A 20996-nucleotide genomic window follows, 5' to 3' on the forward strand; every position below is an offset into this window, starting at 1 on the left:
AGAAACAAGGAGCAACACATGAAGATCGTCCTGTTCGGTGCCAGCGGCAACATCGGCCGGCCCACCACCGAGGAACTACTGCGTCGCGGCCACACCGTCACCGCGGTCACCCGAGCCGGCCACATCGACGGACTCAAGCACAAGGCCCTGACCGTGACCACCGGTGACGTCACCGACCCCGCGGCGGTCGCCGGCCTCGCCGCCTCCCACGACGCCGTGCTCTCGGCCGTCGGCCCCCGGATCGGCCAGGAAAGCGACCGCGCCACGATCGTCGGTGCCGCCCGTGCGCTGATCGACGGACTCCGCCGAGCCGGCGTCACCCGCCTGGTCACCATCGGCGGTGCCGGTAGCCTACGCACGCCGACCGGCGCCCGGGTCATGGACGACCCGGACTTCCCCGCGCTGTGGAAGGCCAACGCCGAGGCCCAGTCCGAAGCGCTCGACCTCTACCGCGGCGTGCACGACCTCGACTGGACGTACGTGTCGCCCGCCGCAGTCATCGGAGCGGGCGAGCGGACCGGGGCCTACCGCAGCGCCGGGGACACCCTGCTCACCGACGACGACGGCAACAGCCGCATCTCGTACGCCGACTACGCGATCGCCTTGGCCGACACGATCGAGAGCGGCACCGCGATCCGCCGCCGCATCACCGTGGCGTACTGAGCCATGAGCAACGACGCCGCCGGCCGGCAAACCCGATTCATCGTCCTGCTCGCAGCGCTCGTGGCCCTGGGACCACTGTCCATCGACGGCTACCTGCCCGGACTGCCGGACCTCGCCGGCGACCTGCGCGCCAGCGCCGCGGCCACCCAGCTCACCATCACCGCCTGCCTGGCCGGGCTGGCCATCGGGCAGCTGATCGCCGGGCCGCTGAGCGACACCTACGGCCGGCGGCGTCCGTTGCTGGCGGGCCTCGCCCTCTACACGATCGCCAGCGCGCTCTGCGCGGTGGCGCCCGACGTCCGGACCTTCGTCGGCCTACGCCTGGTCCAGGGCATCGGCGGGGCGTTCGGCATCGTCATCGCCAACGCCATGGTCCGCGACCGCACCTCCGGAACCCGCACCGCACGTCTCTTCTCCGCACTGACCTTGATCACCGGCCTGGCGCCGGTGTTCGCGCCGGTCCTCGGCGGCCAGCTACTGCGCGTCACGGCCTGGCCTGGAATCTTCGTGGCCCTGGCCGTACTCGGCGCCGTGATGCTGGCGGCCTCCGCCGCAGGACTGCCGGAGACCCGGTCCTCCGCGTCACGCCAGCCGCTGCTGGCTGTCGTCGGGCAGCTGCTCAGCGACCGGGTCTTCACCGGGTACGTCCTGGCCAACGGCCTGGTCTTCGCGGCGATGTTCGCCTACATCTCCGGCTCGCCGTTCGTCCTGCAGGAAATCCACGGCCTGTCACCGCAGCAGTACAGCGCCGTGTTCGCCGTCAACGCCGCCGGACTCATTGCGGCCGCCCAGATCAGCGGCCGGCTGGTGGCCCGGGCCGGCGCCCGCGTGCTGCTGCTCGCCGGTCTGCTGGGCGCGACAGCCGGTGGCACCACGGTTCTGGCCGCGGTACTGACACGGGCACCCCTGCCCGCGCTCCTGATCGGCCTGTTCGTCCTGGTCTCCAGCGTGGGCCTCGTCATGCCGAACGCCGCGGCCCAGGCCCTGGCCGACCACGGCGGACACGCCGGGTCGGCCGCCGCGCTGCTCGGCTTCAGCCAGTTCATGATCGGCGGGGCACTTGCTCCGCTGGCCGGCGCGGGTGGCGCCACCGACGCCTTGCCGATGGGAATCATCGTCGCCGTGCTGCCGGCGCTCGCTCTGCTCACACTCGGCGTCCTCACCCGGTCGATGCCCGGTGAGCGCACTCGCAGGCCGGCTCGCCAAGGACCTGCCGGGCACCGGCGACCGCGCCGGCACATCGATCGCAGACGAGCCGGCATCCAGTGAGCCGTTTCATCCTTCGTAACGCGGTGACTCGACGTGGTGCAGGACGAGGGTGGCCTGCACGATTGCGGTGGCTCGGCGCGGGCAGCAGCGCAGCTTGACCAGGATTCTCCAGGTTTTGAGGGTAGCGATGGCCCGTTCGCCGCGAGCGCGGATCTTCGCGTGGGCGCGGTTGACGGCCTTCTGCCGCCGGGACAGCTTGGGCCTGAAGCGACGTCGTTTGAACGGCGTGCGGATGCTTCCGCGGGCGCCTTGGTACCCCTTGTCGGCGAAGGTCATCACCTTCTCGCTGGTCAGCGCGTCATTGATGCCGTGGGCCCGGGCGGCGGTCAGATCATGCGCCGAGCCGGGTATGCCGGTGACGCCCAGACGAGCCCGCCGGCGGCGTCCGCGATGACCTGCACGTTCACGCCGTGCCGTTTGTGTTTGCCGGAGTAGTACGGCTTCTGGTCGGCGACCCGGTCGATCGAGATCAGCGTGCCGTCCAGGATCGCGTACGCCAGCTGCCGGATGCGCCGCATGGCGGTGTCCAGGCCCGTCGGCGGCTGCGCTGAGTAGGGAGATGGCTTCCTGAACGTAGCGCCAGGCGGTGGCGACGCCGATCTGGAAGCCGGCCGCAAGGCGGGTGTAGGTGTCACCGTTGCGCAGGTGGGCCAGGGCGAGCAGGGCTTGGCGACCGGGCTCGAGGCGCCGCCAGCGGGACCGGCGCTGCTGGCGGCGGCCGCGGATGCGGTCGGCGAGGTGGTTCAGGGTCCGGCTGGACAACGGAATCGTGGCGGGGTAGGACAGCACGGCGAGGCTCCCGATCGGGGCTTCGAGTCTTGGTCGACAGCTGTCCTATCTGGAGCCTCGCACCCCTCGATCATCGGGTCCGCCACACCACCCTGAGCTGCAACATCAGCTTGGAAAAGGCTCACTTATTGCGGTAGGCGGAACAGCTCCCAGGCAACACCTCCATCAGCCCGGCTGCGGAGGGCCCACCGTCGGCGGGCGGCCAAGCCGAATCAGGCATCACGCCCCCATGGCGCCAGCTCAATCCCGGCAAGTGCCGTCGTGAAGGATCGAGAGTGAGCCCAGTATTAGCCTGGGGACACCGACATAACATGTACCAGCGGTGCGGCGCCGGAGCGGTACCCCAGGCCACAATGGCTCCGCGGACCACTGCCGCCTCGCCGGACCCGCAACCCACTCGAAGGCCATTATGTCCGAATCGCTGAAACTAAGTAAAAACAACTCATCGCCTTCCTGAAACCGCAGCTCACGACCTATGGTCCCCGCGCATGCGGGGTTGGTCCCGGCACCAACGGCCGCCTGAGGGGTGGTCGGTGATGGTCCCCGCGCATACGGGGTTGGTCCCTGCCGCTCTCCTTCCCTCCGCCGGTAGGGCCGATGGTCCCCGCGCATGCGGGGTTGGTCCCACCAGTGTCCACCAAGAGCACCCGGGACCTTCATGGTCCCCGCGCATGCGGGGTTGGTCCCCGCCCCCACCTTCACTGAACCTGTTGTGCTGGATGGTCCCCGCGCATGCGGGGTTGGTCCCTGGAGGAATTCCCGCAGCTGCTCGATCGGATTATGGTCCCCACGCCCGCGGGGTTGGTCCCCCCACCTGATCTGCCCCGCCGACATCGGCAACCTGCTCCCCGCGCCCGCGGAGTTGGTCCCGTGTCCGGGTCGGTGGGCCAAGGTGTGGTGTCTGCTCCCCGCACCCGCGAGGTTGCGCCCTTGCTGTAAAGGCGTGGAGAGCAAAGCTGAGCCGCTTTCGGGATTCGGATAGACCTACGCATTACGAGACCGTGAGCAGTCATGTTGCCTGGTGCTACGTGGTGCCGCCTCGTGACGTTTCCGCTGATCAGAGCGGGTGCACCGGATTGCTCCGTGCTGCCCCGTGCTGCCCTGTCCAAAGGCGTCTGTCCACCGGCTGTCCACCGGAGGACGTCACCCCTCGGCACGTGGCGGCCCTCCACTGACACGCTGGCACCACGGAGTCTCGTTCGGTCACCGTAGTCCACGCGCTTGTCGACATCCAACAGGCGATGATCTGGCGGCGTGACCCGGGTCCGGGGTCACGCGCTGAGGCGCCTTCAGCGTCCGGCCGGGGCGTCGGGTGATCCGAGCTGCTGCTGGATCAGGTAGAAGGCGAGGCCGACGAGACCAGCGCCGGTGGCGTAGGCGGCGCCACGCAGGGCGCTGGAGAGCAGGGCGATGCGGCGGCGGGCGATCCACTGCCAGGTGCGGCGGATACTGTGCATGGTGGTACTCCGTTCTTCGGGTGCTGTTGGTCCGGCGGGGGCTGGGCGGCCTAGGAACCTTCGGCCCACGCCGGACCTGCTTGTTCGTTCAGGCGGTCGGCAAGTTCGTGGATGCGGTCGTCCTGGGGGCGTTCGAGCCAGCAGCCCAGGCCGTCGTCGGCGTGCTGAAGGGCCAGTCAGCCGAAGTCGCCTTCATGCCCGGGTGGGGGCAGCCCCGCTGGTGTTGTGGCGGTCGGCGGAGCTGGCGAAGTGCTCTGGAAGTCGGAAGGAACTCGAAGCCACGGTCAGGAACCGAGCCGCAAGGCGAAGCTACGCTCAACGGGCGTACCCCTTCTGGCGATTGAGGGTCTATCAAGGCAGCAAGCAGCAACTCGCAGTCGTGCCGGGCGGCAGCCACCACCCAGGACCGTAGTGCCGCAGCCTGGGGCGGACAGATCAGGCCATCGAAAATCGGCTCGGCCATGACGCTTATAGCGTTAGCGCACGCAGGCTGCGTGAGTACATCAGTGAATACACGCAGGTCAATGACCTGCGATCTTCTGTGACCCCTTCAGTCGAGAAGGAGGTTCGAAGAGGATTTGACCGCCTAAGCAGTTGGCTGAAAAGAACCGCGTGACGCAGAGGTCTCCCGTCTGGTGAGCCGAAGCGGCCCCTTTGCCGCGTGGTCAATATGCAGCAGCACGACCCCAGGCGGGCCAGATCCGGACCTCGGCTGAGAACGTCTCCACCTGGGGCGATCACGAAGTTGACCGACTAGGTATGATTCGTCGCGCTCTCCTCCGGCTCGCGCGGTCGGCCATTGGCCAATGGTCAGGCAGGCCGGAAGCCGCCCCTGTGCGTTACGACCTCGGACGAGCATCTGGCACCCTCCCGTTCGACCAACACGCAGGACGACAACAGCCCGCGGATTCCGGGCTGGTGCTCACCAGCTCTCCCGGGTCGCAAGCAGAAAACCAGGAAGACCCCCTTCCTCTAACAGGAGCTGGCGGTTCCTCCATGCGCTGACCTGCGGTGCATCCGGTGAAGCTCATGGAAACTGGCGCATCCGTCAATAGCGGCCGAACCGGCACCCGCAGATAGACCGCCGCGCCGACACGGCGAACACCAGGACCGGCTTCTTTCGGAAATGCGACTTCCGGTATATCGAGCAGGCGCAGAGGGGGTGATACCCGGACCCTCTGCTTCTGACAGGCGATCTTGACCGATTGTCGGACGACTTTGACCACCCAGTTCAGGTTGCTTCATCCGTTCCGAGTTGGCACTGTTTCTCGGATCATGTTCGGAGCCAGATCATGAGGGTCGCGACCGTGACGGTTCCGAGGTAGACGTAGGCGCGTTTCTCGTAGCGGGTGGCGACGGCCCGGAAGCCCTTGAGGCGGTTGATGGCTCGCTCGACAGTGTTGCGTTTCTTGTAGCGTTCGCTGTCGAATCCGGTGGGCCGGCCGCCGTCGGAGCCGCGGTTGTGCCGGTGTCGTTGCTGGTCGAGGCGTTCGGGGATGGCGTGCCGGATTCCGCGTCGTCGCAGGTAACGGCGGTTCTTGCGGGAGGTGTAGGCCTTGTCCGCCAGGACGTGGTCGGGTCGGCTGCGTGGCCGTCCGACTCCGGTGCGGGGCACGGAAACCTGCTCCAGCACCCGGTCGAGCTGGGGTCCGTCACCGTAGTGCCCGGGTGTCAGAACGAGCGCGAGGGGTCGGCATCGCCCCTCGGCGGCGAGGTGGATTTTGGTGGTGAAGCCGCCGCGGGAGCGTCCCAGGCATTCGCCGATCTGATCACCTCCTCCAATCGGACGACCAGTTTCCGCAGCACCGGATCGACCCGGTTCGTCCCCTGCCCGGCCCCCTTTTGAGGAACCGCGGCCGGGGGCACCTTCCGCGCGCCGGCGGCGTGCTGATGAGCCCGCACCGCGGTGGAGTCCACTGACACGTCCCAGTCGATTCGGCTCTCAGCGTCCTCGGCAGCCTGGACTAGGGACAGCGACCTCTCCCACGTGCCGTCCGCTGACCAGCGGCGATGACGTTTGTAAACCGTCTCCCACGGCCCGAACCGCTCGGGAAGATCCCGCCACTGCACACCCGTCCGCACCCGGTACAGCACCCCGTTAATCACCCGCCGATGATCACTCCACCGACCCCCACGCGCACCACCACGAGGCAAGAACGACTCCAGTCGATGCCACTCCGCATTCGTTAAATCCCCACGACCCATGGAACCAGCCTGACCCCAACACCCCACCCACGTCCGGAGATCCGAGAAACACTGCCTAGTCGCGGCCACTGGTGACTCCCGAGCTCCGTCGCCGGTTCCTCTTCCGGGAGCGACGCACCAGCTCGCTCGCGGCGAGCGTCACGCTCGCCACACCACGGACCCAACGGGGTCCGCCGCGCTCCGCCCACACCACACATACACACCCGCTGATGGCGAGCACCAAAACGCCGAGCAGCACCAGATTGATCATGATCTCCACCCCTGTATTCGTTCGTACGGTCCTGCCGATCGTCTCAAGCCCGGGCCCCGGGACGTGCCAGAAACCACTGGTCAACGAAATCTCCTGGCAATCGGTCAAGATCGCCTGTCACAGGTCACCCTCGACCACAGCGTGGCCACCGATCCGCAACCGCCCCCATGGCCGACCCCACTGGCCGGGTGCAGGGACATGAACCAAACGCGCGCATTGACGCTGCGGAAACCGGCGCCCCGGCTCAGGCGGAATACCCCAGGCCGTCCGTCGATTGGTCTTCTTGCAGAGATCACAGGAAGGGGGCGCTGGCTGGTGGCCGAGCTGATGTTGTTCCGGCGGGACGTGGATGGGCGGGACGTGGAGCGGTCCGGTTCGACGGTGGCGCTGGAGGTGGAGCTGCAGCGGCGGGTGGAGGCCGGTCTGGAGCAGATGCTCGGCATCCGGTTCCTGGCATCGGAGTACCCGACCGGTCCGTGGCACCGGGGCCGGATCGACACGCTCGGGCTGGACGAGAACGGCAGCCCGGTGGTCATCGAGTTCAAGAAGGGCTCCGACAGCGGGGTGCTGTCGCAGGCCGTCTCATACCTGTCCTGGCTGGAGTCGGCGCACCACGAGTTCGAGGCGCTCGTGCGGAAGGTGCTGGGCGCGGAGGCTGCTGAGTCGATCAACTGGCGTCGGCCGCGGATGGTCTGCATCGCGGCCGGCTTCTCCCATCACGACCGGGTGGCCGTGCAGCGGCTGCCCGAGCGGATCGATCTGGTGCGCTACCGGGTCTTTGAGGGCGGCCTGCTGAGCCTGCTGCTCGTCGACTCCTCGCCCGGCTTCCCGACCGCCGCTTCGTCTCGGCGAAGCCGAGAGACGGTGGTCGGCAGTTCGCCAGCGGCACCGGTGACTCCTGCGCCGGCGGGTGCCGGCCTCGTTCCGGAGTGCCTGCGGGACCTGTATGCGGAGTTGGACGATGCTCTGACGGCGTGGGGCGAGGTGGAGGTGGCGGCGCTGCGGCACTACATCGCCTACCGGCGGCTGGTGAACGTGGCATCGGTGCTCTTCCGTCCGAAGCACGAGGCGATCTTGGTCTATCTCAGACTCGACCCGGACACGGTCGAGTTGGAGGAGGGCTTCACGCGGGACATGCGCGGCATCGGGCACCTGGGGACCGGGGACTTGGAGGTGCGTCTCGCTTCGGCGGCTGGCCTGGAGAAGGCGGCGCCGCTGATCCGGCGGGCGTTCGAGGCGGCCTGACGCAACGAGAAGGGCGGCTGGCGCATCGGTTACTCGATGCTCCAGCCGCCCTTTTGGCGTCTGCGGCACGCTGAATCGGGGCTCTCCAGCCTCATGATCACGCCTCCGGTCCGGCCAGGGTGAAGTCGTCCTGCGTCAGTTCGGCGTGGAGGCGCTGTTCGGCCACGTCGGCGTAGTGGGAGGACAGCTCGACGCCGACGAAGTTGCGGCCTTCGCGCAGGGCGGCTACGCCGGTGGATCCGCTTCCGGTGAAGGGGTCAAGGACGGTGCCGCCTTCGGGGCAGATCTGGACGAGCTGCTGCATGATCTCGACCGGCTTCTGGGTGATGTGCACGCGGTCCTTGCGGGGCTGGGAGGCGATGTAGTGGCCGGGCAGGTACAGGTCCCGGACCGGCCACCTGGCGGCTCCACGCGGGGCCTTGGGGCTGTGAGAGCCGCTCGCCTGTTCCGGGGCCAGTGCAGGAGGGAAACACCGGCCCCGGTCCTCACCGGCGATCCGTCCACGTACCACCGGCACTCAGGGGTGTTCCCCCCGTCTCCGTTTTGCCGACGGGCGTGGTGGCGAATGGCTCACCGGTAAGTTTGAGTCGGGCTGTCCCCCGTCCTTCCACGACGGGGGTGACGCCGAAGACATAGGCCCTCAGGGCGTGCACTTCCATAACGAACAGCGCATAGAGGCTTGCCGGCCGATGGTGTCCAGATGGAGGAGGAGATCAGGGTGCAGGCGAGGCTGGTGAAGCCCAGAAGGTCCTCGGTTTCCCGTTCGCAGGATGGTGGAGGGCGTCGGAGAAGGAACGAGCCGTCGTTGCTGTACTTGCCCGGTAGCTCAGATTCCGGGTTCCGACAGCGCTGGACTGCCAAGACGCCGTGATGCCGTGACGCCGAAGAACTCTTCAATTCGCTCACCATGGCGGCCGTAGCCGCCATGGACGTTGCGGTCGGCCAACTGGGGACAGGCACTCAGCAGTGAGGATGCCTGCCCCGCGTCACGACGGCGGTACGTCGAACACCGGCTGCAGGAGTTCCTGCCTACCCTCACCAGCATTCTGCTGCGGCGCCTCACCCGAGCCGAACCAGCTGCGCCCCGCTCCCCGGTTCCTGGCTCAGACGTAGACGTAGGCGCTGGTGAGCGTGCTCGTACCGGAGTCGGTAGTGACGGTGATGTCCACCGTTCCGGCGGCTGGGTTCGGGGGCACGACGACGGTCAGGACGGTGTCGGACTGGACGCTGTACTGCACAGGCGCATCGTTGAACGTGACCAGGCTGGTCGTCGACAGGTTCAGGCCGTAGAGGTTGATGACGTTCCCGCCGGGGACCGGGCCTGTGCTCGGGCTCACGGCACTGAGCAAGGGCGGATCGATGTACGCGTAGGTGATGGGTTGAGAGGTGATACCGCCAGCCGTGGTGACGGTGACGGGAACCAGGCCAGGCGCGGCGGCGGGTGGGACGGTGACGGTGATTAACTGGTCGCTGAGCACGGTGGGCACGGCGGGCACCGAGCCGAAGCGCACCTGCGTGGCGGTGCTGAACCTGTGCCCCTCGATGCTGATGATGTTCCTGCCGGCGGTCGGGCCGGTTCCCGGAACCAGGCCATCCAGCTCGCCGCCCGGAGCGTAGACGTACGGTTTGGGATTGCTGGTGCCTCCCGGAGTGGTGACGGTCAGCTGGGCGACACCGACGCCGGGTGGGGGGACCACGAGAATCTGGTTGGGCGTGTTGGCCATGATGGTGCCGGGCACCTGGCCGAATTTCACCGCGGTGGCACCGGCCAGGTTGGTGCCGGTGACGGTCACGATGTTGCCGCCGGCCTCCGGCCCCGCCGAGGGACTGATCATGTTGATGAGCGCGAGGATGGTGACGGTGTTCGCGCCGTTGTTGGACACGTACGCGGTCAGCCCACTGGCGGCGACCCCGACGCCGGTCGGCTGATGGCCGACAGAGACGGTGCTGCTCACGGTGTTGGTGGCGGTGTCGATATAGCTGACCGTGTCGGAGCCGTTGTTCGCCACGTAGACGTGGCTGTTGTCCGGGGTGACCGTCACGCCCCACGGCGTGGTGCCCACGGGGATGGTGGCGATGATTGTCCGGCTGACGGTGTCAATGACGCTGATGGTGTTCGCGGTGCTGTTGGCCACGTACAGGTACCGGCTGTCGCTGGTGATCGCTGCGCCGTAGGGAACCGACAGGCCAGTGATGGTCGCCACGACCGTGTTGGTGACCGTGCTGATCACGCTGAGCGAGTTACCGCCCTGGTTGGTCACATACACCTCCAGGTCGTTGGGGGCGGCTACCACCCATGTGGGCTTGATCCCGACCGGGATGGTCGCGACGACGGCGCGGGTGACGGTGCTGATGACACTGAGGGTGTTCGAGCTCTGGTTGGCGACGTAGGCGAACAGGCCGTCGGGGCTCACCTGGATACCGAAGGGGCTTTTCCCCACCCCGATCGTGTTGGTGACCGCAAAGAGATTGCGCTGCACCACACTGACAGTGTTCCCACCACTGTTGGCCACGTAGAGGTAGACATTGTCCGGGGTGAGCGCGACCCCTGCGGGGGCGATCAACGGGGCCGCAGGGGTGGAGATCGTGAGCGTTCCGGTATCGAGAATGCTGACGGTCCCCGAGGCGTTACTGGCCGCGTAAGCGAGCGGCGGCCCCAGAGGGCTGGTCGCCACTCCCAGCGGCTTGGTCCCCGCCGGGAGTGTCGCGATCACTTGCGGGGACGGGGCGGCAAGAGTTGCCGAGACGCCGTGAATCGACGGTCTTGGGGGCGTGGTTGTTTCCTGTGTCTTCATCGTGCACCCATTTCCTGAGCAGGATGTAGCAGGAGATTGCTCGTCTGCCGAGGTCCGGATACTCGACGCGTAGCGGAAAGACGTTGCGCGGGGCGGCCTTTGAAGGCGAGCCCGTATACGTCGAATTCCCCGGCCCGAAGCAGTAAACCGAAGAAGTGGGCACACCGGCAGGCGGATTGGAGGCACTTCACACCATATGAAAAACGCCCTGTACTCCCTTCCGCGCCCCTTGAACTCAATATCACCACCGCCGCAGGAACCGCCCCCCATCTGCGCATCAACCCGAGCAGAGCATCCATCCTTGTGTACCCGAGGCCAATGGCGCCCCGGGGCGGCTGCTGCGGCCCGGCCGCCAACTTCGGCCTCGAACACGACAACTCCGACGTGTCGATGGCCTGCGCCGAGGACCAACTCCTGTCCGCGGCATGAGAATCCCGTGGAGGCTGACGATCCTCGCCGACGACTTCTCCTGCCGTACCCTCGAGCCACTTGGGGATCAGCCGCAGCATCTGGCGGAGGTATTGGCCAGGCGCTTGGGGAGCGAAGCGAACCGGGATAGTCGCATGCCGGAAGAGCCGGGAAGAGCGGCGAGCTTCCCGGCTCCTTATAAGGTAATCATATTCACCACATATGATTCATCGAGTGTGAACTCACTCCTTCCCGTCGTATGGACAGGTTCAGTTCAATCGGTTGAGGCCGCTTCGCAATCGATCGCAGTCCGCCTCCATCTGACGGCCTGTTGCCTCGCCGTACCGATGCGGCTGGCTTCTTTGCGCAGGTCAGCTGACCTGCGCGCGAACTGATCGCCTACGAAGGAAAGAAGGCTGTGGCATGTCTGCCCACATCACCGCTCTCCACCCGAGCACGGGCCCAGCCGCAGGCGGCAATACCGTCGCCATCAGCGGCTGCGGGCTCGCCGCTACCAGCGATGTCACCTTCGGCGCCACTTCGGCCCCAAGCTTCACCGTCACCTCCGACACCACGATCACGGCGGTTGCGCCGCCCGGAAGTGGAAGCGTTCGGGTCAGCGTTGTCACTGCCGGACGCCCCAGCAACAGCCTCACATACTCCTACGCCGGATCAGCGGAATCACCGGTCCTCAAGGCGATTGCGCCGCAGGCGGGCGATCCGGCCGGTGGCAGCGACATCATCGCTGTGGGCTCCGGTTTCACCGGCGCGACGGCGGTTGACTTCGGTGGTACCGCGGCCGCCGGCTTCACGGTTGCCTCCGACACCATCATCGGGATCACCACTCCGCCCGGGACCGGGACGGTGCCGGTAAGGGTCACCACGCCCGGTGGTACCAGCAATGGTGAGTCGTTCACCTACAGCACCTCACTGCCACCCAAGCTCGTGGCAGTGACGCCGAGGAGTGGCCGCCCTGGCCGCACCGTCGTCATCTTCGGCTGCAAGGTCAACCGCGCGAGGAGCGTCGCCTTCGGTGACCACCCGGCGGAAAGCTTCACCGTCCTGTCCGACAACGTCATCCTCGCTGTCGTCCCGTCCGGAACCGGAACGGTGCCCGTCACCGTCACCACCCCCGCCGGCACCAGCAACCCCGTGCGCTTCACCTACACCTGATGGCGAATCCCAATGAGCCGTTTCCAACCTGAAGTTGCCACTTCGTTGGCGCGGGCTGGGGGCGGGGTGCTCGGGCCGGTCGACGGCGTGATCCTCAAGGGGCGATCGTCTGCCATGTGGCCGGTTCCAGGTACCACGCGGCGGTGCCGCACGACGATCACACTCCGCCCCGGCACTACTACGGAACTCGATGGACATCGCCTCGCCGCTCACGTCCACCGACTGCACGGCCGCTGAGCATCGTCAGCATCAACGAAGAGCCAAGCCCTACGAGATCCCATTGACCTTCGGCACACTTCGGCGAGGAACCCGACAACCTTGCCGGCGACACCCCGCTTGACTCGGCCGATGAAGAGCCGTGTCCGGAAGCCGCTCCCGTTGCAGCCACCCTGCAGTACAGGGAGCGGGGCAGGTGCTCCGGCGTCGTACCGTGAAACGATCACACCTTGCTGGCGATCAACCCGCGGCCCGAGACCCACCAGCTCCCAACTCGCACCACCGACCGCGGTCTGTCGAATTTCCTCTTTGGAGAGAACGAAGCCCGCTACTACTCCATGCGGGTGACTCGCTACCGGCGCCATTGTCGGCATGCGAGTCGTGGGCTTATCTGGGGAGAGCCAAGCGGGCTGGCCTGGTGCCCACCCCACGAGGTGTGTCGACCATTGAATGCCTGTCGCCTAGTCGCACGCTATGCGGCAGTGCGAAATGGTCGCAATTTGGGGTCTCTTGGGAGTGGAGGCTTGGTTCGATCAGCCGGTACGATGGGTGATTTGGTGCCGGCTGATCGGCACCTCTTCCTCTCTCGCAGAACCCCGCAGCGTGGCAAGGCATCGCTGACAACCGGTCCACCGTCCCGATCGAGAGTGGTGTACGGCAGGTAGCCGTCGTCATTGGCCCCGTCCAACGCGCTGCCGGTCCGGAGGTGCGACGCCCGACGTCCTTCCCGCGAGGTGAGCTGGATCATCGGGCCGAGCTGGGGCACCTGGTCCTCGACCGGCTCGGGGCCGGGATCGCGTCCCAGGTCCTGCGGAGCGCACCCCAGATGATCTGCGTAGGTCCGCGACCTCACCTGCTACGACGTACACGCTGTGCGTGACCAACGGCGCAGCATCGACCTGGTTCGCTACCGCTTCTTCGTCACCGAGCACGTCGGCCTTGAGGCGGTGGCCTCGGCCGCCGGTCGGACGCCAGGCCCCAGGGCAACGTGGCGTTGTCGCTTTGCGAAGGTGCCACGCACACGTCGACAGACCGCGGCGTGGGCGGAGTTGGCCGGCAGTGTCGACGAGGTAGCCGTGACGCGGCCGATGCGACTGCGAGCGGCCGGGATATGGACTTTGGGTTCGTTACCCGGCCCCTCTGCGACGAGTGGCTGATCGATACCGGTAGTCGTTGGCACCGGATGTTCAGTCGCCGGGCAGGCCGACTCGGCCAGGAAGGCACGTCGGCCGACGACGTGTTCGCGCTCGCCTGGTGCCGACCCTCGTTGCCATCCGGCAAGGTCTGTCCGCCAGCGACAAACTCGGGTCTTCTGTCATGGGCTGCTGGGCGTGTCGCTCTCGGCGGACGGGGAACGGCGGCCGGGGAACGGCGGCCGGGGAACGGCGGCCGGGCCACGTATCACCGCCGACGTTGCGTCTCTCGACCGGTGCGAGCTCTGCCATCTGGGTGATGGCCCGTCAAGGGCATTGCAGATGTGCTCACTCGGGTGGGTTACTGATGACCATCCAATCCGGTGGGCCGCCCATCCTCTCGGGGGAGGGCAGCTTGGCCTACCTTTGCTGATCCCACTTGAGAGCGTAGGCGGCGGTACAGACCTGGTGCCGCGGCGGGTGTCCTCCCGCGCAGAGGAAGTGAAGCATCATCCGGTGCCGTTCATCGACATCGGCTGGTGCGGCGGCTCACGTCACCTCTCCCTGGGGACGCCATGCGAACTGTCCGTACTTTACGCTCCATCCTCGGTGTCTGCGCCCTGACCGTGGCGCTGACCGCGGGGCTGGCCGCAGTCCCGAACACGGCACACGCTCAGACGCCTGTGCTGTGCAGTGAAACCTCGCTGGTGAACGCGATCACTGCGGCCAACGCGGCCGGCGGCGACACCCTGGCGCTCGTTCCGTTCTGCACCTACCAACTCACCAGCGCGCACGGCAGCACCCCCACCGGTCCGGTGGGACTACCGCCCATCACCACCCCGATCACCCTGCTGGGGATGGGCGTCACCATCACCCGCGACCCGAGCGCGCCGGCCTTCCGGGTCCTGCAAGTCCAAGGTGCCGCGAACGTGCCAGGCACCAAAGGCCAGTTGAGCCTGGTCGGGGTCACCGTCCGAGGCGGCAGTGCCGTGCCCCCCTTCCCCGGCGGCGGCATCTCGAACCTGGGTGGCACGGTCTCCCTGCTCACCAGTTCCGTGACCGGCAACACCGCTGTCGCCGGAGGCGGGATCTACAACGACAACGGCGCCGTATCACTGACAGCCAGCTCCGTCACCGGTAACACCGCCACCTCCGGCGGGGGCGGCGGCATCTACGCCAACTCCGGGGGCGTGAACTTGCTGGCCACCAATGTGAGCGGCAACACCCCGGACAACTGTGCTCCGTCAGGCAGCGTCATCGGCTGCACCTGACGGCCCGGCCGGCCTATCGGCCGAATGCTCCACCAGACAACCCACATCACCGCGACGGCGAACACAGCTGTCCGGTCACGGTTCGTCATTCCCACTCAGGCACCACAACGAAGGAGCAACACCATGCCTATCTCCCCCAACCAGGGATCGACCGGAGGCGGAACCACCGTCACCATCACCGGGACCAACCTCGGCGGCGCCACCTCGGTGCACTTCGGCACCAAGACAGCCACCATCACGGCCAACACCCCCACATCGGTCACCGTCATCAGCCCGTCCGGCACCGGCACGGTTCCGGTGACCGTGACCACCCCCGGCGGCACCAGCAACCCGCTGTCGTTCTTCTACGTCGGCGCACCGTTCAAGTCCAGCATCGCCCCCGTATCCGGCATCACCGGCGGCGGGAATACCGTCACCATCAACGGCACCGGCCTGACCACCGCCACCGCGGTGAACTTCGGTGCCGCCACGGCGACCCCGACCGTGGTCAACGACGGCCAGCTGACCGTCACCGTACCGGCGGGCGCGGCGGCCGGGCCGGTGAGCGTCAGTGTCACCACCGCGGGCGGTACCAACAACGGTCTGACCTACACCTACGTCGACGGCCCCACCCTGGGCACGCTCAGCCCTGCCTCCGGCCCGGCGTCCGGCGGAACTGCGGTGACCATCCCCGGCACCAACTTCACCACCACCCAGTCGGTCACCTTCGGAGCCACGCCCGCACCGTTCTCCGTCATCGACGACAGCACCATTTCTGCCGTCACCCCGCCCGGGGCTGCCGGTGCCGTCAACGTCACCGTGACCACCACCGGTGGTAGCGCCACCGCCACCGGTGGCTACACCTACCTGGCCGGACCCGGCATCTGACCCACCATCTGAGCCGTCGACGGCCTGGTCATGGCCATCAGGCGTGCGGACATCAGGCCCGGACAGGGTGCGCCCTTCCCTGCCCGGGCCTACCTCACTTCTCTGACGAGCCTCGGCCCGGCGCATCTCTTCTGCGGCTGGCCGGGGCTCACGCTCTCGAAGGATCACGGCCGTGAATAGCTCAGCACATTCTCCAACCGCTTCCGCCGCGCAGCCCCTTGCCGCAGCCACGCCCGCCGTCAGTTCCGTCTCACCCACCTCGGGTTCCACCGCGGGTGGTACCACTGTGACGGTCACCGGCACCGGCTTCACCGGCGCCACAGCAGTCCGATTCGGCGCCACACAGGCGCCCTCGTTCACCGTCATCTCCGACACACAGATCACCGCTACCACCCCACTCGGGACCGGCACAGTGCAGGTCACCGTCACCACCCCGATCGGCACCAGCAACCAATTCGTCACCTACACCTACGTCACCACGCCCGCGCCGGTCCTATCATCGGTGAGTCCTGTTTCGGGTCCGTCGGCTGGTGGCACGACGGTCACGCTCACCGGCACGGGGTTCACAGGCGCGACTGCGGTACGGTTCGGCGCTACGCTGGCTTCGTTTGTGGTCAACTCCGCTACTCAGATCACAGCGACGGCTCCTGCAGGATCCGGCACAGTGCAGGTCACCGTGACGGGACCCGGAGGAACGAGTAACGGTGTGCCATTCACATACACGACAGCTCCGGTACCCACCCTGACCTCGGTGACCCCCACATCGGGCCCGACGGCCGGCAGCACAACAGTCACACTCACCGGCACGGGGCTGGCCACTGCCAGCGCAGTGCGGTTCGGTGCCACGCCCGCAGCCTCCTTCACGGTGGTCTCCGACACCCACATCACTGCCGTCGCCCCTGCCGGGACCGGCACCGTACCGGTCACCGTCACGACCCCGGGCGGCACCAGCAACGGGATCTCCTACACCTACTCCGCGGCTCCCATCCTGAGCGGCGTCAGCCCCAACCAGGGCCCCGCCTCGGGCGGGAACACCGTCACCCTCACCGGCACCAACCTCACCGGAGCCACCGCGGTCACCTTCGGCGCCACCCCGGCAACTTCCTTCACGGTCGTCTCCCCGACCCAGATCACCGCCGTGGTCCCTGCGGCCACCGCAGGGCCGATCGGTGTCACCGTCACCACCCCGGGCGGCACCAGCACCCTCCCGAGCGCCTACTTCTACGTCAGCACCCCGGTCCTCACCGGCGTCGCCCCACCCTCGGGCCCGCTCTCGGGCGGGAACAGCGTCACCCTCACCGGTGTCCACCTCATCGAGGCCACCGCGGTGCGCTTCGGTACCACCGCAGCGTCAGCGTTCACGGTGGTCTCGGACACCCAGATCACGGCTGTGGTCCCTGCGGGAGCCGCGGGTCTGACCGATGTCACCGTCAGTACCGTCGGCGGGACGAGCAACGCGGCCTCCTACACCTACCTGCCGGCACCCGTTGTCACGACTCTGATCCCAAGTCAGGGGCCCACCTCCGGTGGCATCACCTTCACCCTCACCGGCACCAACCTCGCCCAGGCGACCACGGTGCTCGTTGGCGGCGCGCCTGCCGGGTTCACGGCCGTCTCCGACAGCCACATTGTCGTCGACGCCCTGCCCGGAGCCGCCGGGCCGGTCACTGTCACCGTCACCACGCCCGGCGGCACCAGCGCCCCGAAGACCTACACGCGAGTCGGCTCACCAGGGATCTGATGCGCCGCGTCAGCTTATGGTTATGGACTGGCGGGGAGGCATGGGCCTCATTCTGAGGCCATCAGTTAGCCGCTTCGGACCACGCTCGTGCTGTGGGGCCGGGGACGGCGGTGCTGTCCCCGGCCCCGCGGTGGTGGTGCCCCCGTTGCTGGCCGCATTCCCACCTCGCAACTCAGTCGACCCGGAGCTCACGGTCGGGGCGGCAGAGGCCGCACGCCTCTACGCCGGCGGTGAGGGCCTCGATGGCGTCGCGGCGGGTGATCGGCCGGACCCGCGGGCGCAGCCACGGAGGCCGCCTCCGCAACCCGCTGGACGGCTACCTTCAACCACGTCACCCCGGCCGAGATCGTCGCCGGCCTCACCACCGCCCTGGCCCACGACTACGCCGAGGCCGACGCCTACGACAGCAACGGACGCTTCCTGGCAAACCCGTCGATCTACTGCGCAGACGCCGTTCGGCCGCTGACCGACGCCGGCTGGAAGCGCGGCGTCCCCACCAAGCCCGGCACGGTCGAGATCGTCGCCCCCGACGGCCAGGCCGGCGCCGTAATCGACAGGCGCAGGTACGGCCCGGATGACGAGGCCGTCACCTTGTGGGCCGGTCCACCGGGCTGGGGCACTCGGGCGGAAGCGGTGTTCACCGCCGACACCCCGTCCCATCTGATCGCCGCGACCGCGGCCGTCATGGCGGATTCGGCCCCGGTGATCCGTGAACGGCACCAGATCGACCGACGGATGGAGCACCTGGTCACACTGACCCCGGCTGCCCCGGCCGCCGAGCCCTGGGGCTCCCGCGCTCCGACCCCGCTCGACGTACGGCGCACCGCTGTCACCCAGGCCGTCCACCGCGCCGCACGCCTCCCTCGGACTGCCGCCGATCTCCGCGTCATGGCCGCCCGCAGTCGCACCGGGGGTTCGACACGGAGTATCCGGATGAATGGCGTCGAACTGTCGCTTGCCCTTGAGGAGGCGCACAATCAGCTCCCTGGCGTGAGAACCGGAGAAGTACGGGTTGAGGGAGTACACCCGCAGAGCCACGACCGGCTCGCCAGTCGGGGTGTAGAACGCCGCGGAGGTCTTGCTCAGCGCGATCTGCTCGGCCTCCGGTACGCGTTGCCGCGAAAGCCACGCAAACAGGTCAGACGTGTACTGGTTTATTCGGCGCACTGAGCTGGTGTCGCTGACGTCCTCGTCGGTAACGGCCGGGTCATCCGGCGGATAACAGCGCAAGAACACATCCGGGCCGTACGAATGTTTGTTGATGGCCGTCATGTCGCGAGCTGCCAGGGCATCAACGTGTTGACGAAGGGCTTCGGCTGCCTCAAGCGCGTGACCGAGAAGTTTCCGCATTCCCTGCTTGCCCAGGGCCTGCAGGCCAACCCAGGTCGCGACCATGTTGGCCGCTGACCTAGACGTTTCCAGTGTGAAGGTCCCGGGGTTGTAGGCGTCCTTATCGTGGAACAGCGGAGTCATGACTCCGCCGTCGCGACGTAGCCGCGAGAAGTCTCGCCCGTCTCGCATGATGATCATGCTGGACGTGTACGGCGCGAACCCTGTCTTGTGGAAATCGGTTCCGAACGAGTCGGCGTGCCGCACCGTTCTCAAGCGCTCCACAAGCCGTGAGAGTTTGGCCACGACAGGTGGGCTGAATCCGAGGGGATTGCGATGCAGGTCGTAATCGAGGAAGCAGAGATAGGCCCAGCCGACGACAGTGTCTGCATGGACATGGGGCATGTAATCCAGACCATATTCGGAGGCCAGCCGATCCCGCATCGCAGCGATCTCGGCGAAGTCATCAACAGCCATATTGGAGGTCGTGCCGCCAGCGCCCATGATGCAGGCAAGTCGATGCCCGCGTGCCAGCACATCGCGGCAGGCCGCTTCCATCGACTCCAGGTCTGTGGTCTGGTCGGGCAGCGACGCAGCGGATATGTAGTTTTGGGTACCGATCCCAAGCCACGCGCAGGCGGACTTCTGCGAGTAGTGCGCCGGCCAGGAACCGACGACGGCCATCCCAGGCTCGATCCCCCGCTCGGCGTGGTCGGGCTGCGCCTTGGAGATGCCAACGTTGATCGCGTACAGGTTGGTCGCAGTCCCCCGAACGTGAACAGGCCACCTGCCTGATCCGGGTCATACCCCGCCAGCCGCGCCATCGCCTGGGCACAGGACAGCTCGGCGGTAAGGGTCTCGGCGGCATCCTCTCCAGTGACGCCGTTCGGCATGAACAACGACACCGCGCACAGCGCCGCCAGGTTGACGAACGACGGTGGCGGAACGACGTTCTTGGCGAACATGTGGTGATGTACCTTGACCGATCCAGCCAGCCACCAACGTAGTTGGCTAAGAACCGTCTCCGAGGCGACTGGGTCCTCCAACAGGTGTCCGCCACCCACCGGTGAACGCCCGTCTTTCTGGTCCCAGCGCGGATACACGGGCCCCGCACCCTGATGGCTCAGCGCCTCATCGAGTGCACCGCGGATGAGCTCGACGAGCACGTCCGCGTTGTCGCCATCGGGGCGCAGAAACAGGCCATTGCGCCAGTCTGCGAATCCATCCCCATACCCGGAGCAATCAGTTGTCATGGCGGACCCCAGTGCCTTGGAGGAGCAACACGACCGCGCTCATCGTCCGGGCTTCCCGTAGAGCTTGATGCGCTCAGGTCGGGGCGTGCGCCGTCGGCCGGAGGCAAGGTCCTCACAAGCGACTGCGATAGACCACACGAGATCGTCACGCTGACGACGCAGAATCGCGACACGTTCCGCCGCGCTGGCGTCACCCTCGACGAGTTGCTCGGTATGCATGACCCGCAGCGTCTCCACCGACAGGCGATCCAGCGCCGAGCCGATCGACTCAGTAAGGGGAGGCACGTCTTGATCCGCACCCCACGTCGCATCAAAGATTCGATCGATCTGCTCGATGAGTTCGTGGCGACGGCTGTTGAGTTCGTCGATCTCCCGTTTGATGGCCGGAATCTCCCCGTCTCCAGCTCGCCGCACCCGATCTTCGGCGTCCCACTGCCGGCTGTTGTTCACATACAGCCGGTTCAGCGGCTCCAGCAACTCCGGCGAGCGAGGAAACAGCATCCCGGCGAGAGCATCCTCGCACCATCCACGTTACCCATTTTGTATGTCGAAGCAGCATTTACCCTGAATCATTACAGTTCGCGGGTATTGATCACGCTCGCCCGTGTCTAGATCCAGCTGAGCTGGCATATTCGTCATCAGCGGTATCCCCCTTCGGTATCTCGTTGGATCAGCCCCTGCCGACGGCCATGGGAGACAGCCGTGAGCGCGAGCGGAGGGTGGATGCAAGAGTGGCCCATCGGCGCGAGTCGATCACATCACCGTTGTGATATGCCCATGACCTGCGCGCCAATCGATCGCTGAAGCGCTGAGCAACGACGCCGTGAATGTGACGGCATAGAGCAGGACTTGGCGAATCGGGTCCGTCTCGTCATCGACGCGACCGTCGGCCGGTCAGCCCACGCTGCGCGAGACCTCGTCATCATGGCGCC

At 67.0% G+C, this 20996-nt stretch carries 12 protein-coding genes, 6 pseudogenes and 1 CRISPR repeat array; of the genes and pseudogenes, 9 read left to right on the forward strand and 9 right to left on the reverse strand.

Translation table 11 applies throughout. From position 1 onward, the window contains the following. The first annotated feature begins 18 nt into the window (after positions 1–18). Together AB0C46_RS20050 and AB0C46_RS20055 are read left to right on the forward strand one after the other, a co-directional pair. Positions 19–663, forward strand: coding sequence for an NAD(P)H-binding protein (locus tag AB0C46_RS20050; protein WP_244416035.1), 645 nt, complete (start codon positions 19–21; stop codon positions 661–663). A gap of 3 nt (positions 664–666) precedes the next feature. Further along, positions 667–1932 (forward strand): multidrug effflux MFS transporter, encoded by a 1266-nt coding sequence (locus AB0C46_RS20055; protein WP_362829214.1) that lies wholly within the window; start codon positions 667–669, stop codon positions 1930–1932. 6 nt (positions 1933–1938) lie between these two features. Here the strand turns inward: AB0C46_RS20055 and AB0C46_RS20060 are convergent. The 4 genes and pseudogenes from AB0C46_RS20060 to AB0C46_RS20075 all read right to left on the reverse strand — a co-directional run bounded on the left by AB0C46_RS20060 (position 1939) and on the right by AB0C46_RS20075 (position 6633). After that, positions 1939–2721: pseudogene (locus tag AB0C46_RS20060) on the reverse strand (transposase family protein). A gap of 475 nt (positions 2722–3196) precedes the next feature. Continuing rightward, a CRISPR array of direct repeats spans positions 3197–3651; the repeat unit is 29 nt; unit sequence ATGGTCCCCGCGCATGCGGGGTTGGTCCC. 359 nt (positions 3652–4010) lie between these two features. Beyond that, positions 4011–4178, reverse strand: coding sequence for a hypothetical protein (locus AB0C46_RS20065; RefSeq protein ID WP_362829215.1), 168 nt, complete (start codon positions 4176–4178; stop codon positions 4011–4013). Between the two features lie 1273 nt (positions 4179–5451). Beyond that, positions 5452–6383: pseudogene (locus tag AB0C46_RS20070) on the reverse strand (IS5 family transposase). Between the two features lie 55 nt (positions 6384–6438). Beyond that, on the reverse strand, positions 6439–6633 hold the full coding sequence (locus tag AB0C46_RS20075; protein ID WP_362829216.1) for a hypothetical protein: 195 nt from the start codon (positions 6631–6633) through the stop codon (positions 6439–6441). 315 nt (positions 6634–6948) lie between these two features. Here AB0C46_RS20075 and AB0C46_RS20080 point away from each other — a divergent pair, with 315 nt between their 5' ends. Continuing rightward, positions 6949–7878, forward strand: coding sequence for a DUF5655 domain-containing protein (locus tag AB0C46_RS20080; RefSeq protein ID WP_362829218.1), 930 nt, complete (start codon positions 6949–6951; stop codon positions 7876–7878). Positions 7879–7975: 97 nt separating this feature from the next. Here the strand turns inward: AB0C46_RS20080 and AB0C46_RS20085 are convergent. Beyond that, positions 7976–8266, reverse strand: a pseudogene (locus AB0C46_RS20085) (site-specific DNA-methyltransferase); the annotation flags it as partial. 715 nt (positions 8267–8981) lie between these two features. After that, positions 8982–10553 carry an IPT/TIG domain-containing protein gene (locus tag AB0C46_RS20090; protein WP_362829219.1) on the reverse strand — a complete coding sequence of 524 codons (1572 nt, stop codon included), beginning with the start codon at positions 10551–10553 and terminating at the stop codon, positions 8982–8984. Between the two features lie 951 nt (positions 10554–11504). Between AB0C46_RS20090 and AB0C46_RS20095 the strand changes: the two genes are divergently transcribed. The 5 genes and pseudogenes from AB0C46_RS20095 (at position 11505) to AB0C46_RS20115 (ending at position 17482) form a co-directional block, all read left to right on the forward strand. Beyond that, a complete protein-coding gene (locus AB0C46_RS20095; RefSeq protein ID WP_362829221.1) occupies positions 11505–12254 on the forward strand; it encodes an IPT/TIG domain-containing protein in 750 nt (249 codons plus the stop codon). Between the two features lie 1924 nt (positions 12255–14178). Further along, the gene (locus AB0C46_RS20100) at positions 14179–14874 is read left to right on the forward strand and encodes a hypothetical protein (protein ID WP_362829222.1); all 696 of its coding nucleotides are present in this window, start codon (positions 14179–14181) and stop codon (positions 14872–14874) included. Between the two features lie 123 nt (positions 14875–14997). Beyond that, positions 14998–15741 (forward strand): IPT/TIG domain-containing protein, encoded by a 744-nt coding sequence (locus AB0C46_RS20105; RefSeq protein ID WP_362829224.1) that lies wholly within the window; start codon positions 14998–15000, stop codon positions 15739–15741. Between the two features lie 172 nt (positions 15742–15913). After that, a pseudogene (locus tag AB0C46_RS20110) lies at positions 15914–16450 on the forward strand (IPT/TIG domain-containing protein); the annotation flags it as partial. Further along, positions 16448–17482: an IPT/TIG domain-containing protein gene (locus tag AB0C46_RS20115; protein ID WP_362829324.1), complete on the forward strand. Its 1035-nt coding sequence runs from the start codon at positions 16448–16450 to the stop codon at positions 17480–17482. The pseudogene AB0C46_RS20110 and the gene AB0C46_RS20115, both read left to right, overlap by 3 nt. A gap of 172 nt (positions 17483–17654) precedes the next feature. Here AB0C46_RS20115 and AB0C46_RS20120 read toward each other — a convergent pair whose 3' ends face one another. After that, a complete protein-coding gene (locus tag AB0C46_RS20120; protein WP_362829225.1) occupies positions 17655–17786 on the reverse strand; it encodes a DUF6233 domain-containing protein in 132 nt (43 codons plus the stop codon). On the opposite strand from AB0C46_RS20120, the pseudogene AB0C46_RS20125 reads away from it, so the two are divergent. Continuing rightward, positions 17762–18400 (forward strand): annotated as a pseudogene (locus tag AB0C46_RS20125) (DUF317 domain-containing protein); the annotation flags it as partial. The gene AB0C46_RS20120 and the pseudogene AB0C46_RS20125 overlap by 25 nt on opposite strands. 363 nt (positions 18401–18763) lie before the next feature. Here AB0C46_RS20125 and AB0C46_RS20130 read toward each other — a convergent pair. Together AB0C46_RS20130 and AB0C46_RS20135 are read right to left on the reverse strand one after the other, a co-directional pair. Continuing rightward, a pseudogene (locus AB0C46_RS20130) lies at positions 18764–19564 on the reverse strand (pyridoxal-dependent decarboxylase); the annotation flags it as partial. Positions 19565–20103: 539 nt separating this feature from the next. Next, the gene (locus AB0C46_RS20135) at positions 20104–20565 is read right to left on the reverse strand and encodes a DUF4254 domain-containing protein (RefSeq protein WP_362829227.1); all 462 of its coding nucleotides are present in this window, start codon (positions 20563–20565) and stop codon (positions 20104–20106) included. Positions 20566–20996: the final 431 nt, after the last annotated feature.

This window comes from Streptomyces sp. NPDC048637 (genome assembly GCF_040650675.1).
Classification (GTDB): Bacteria; Actinomycetota; Actinomycetes; order Streptomycetales; family Streptomycetaceae; genus Streptomyces.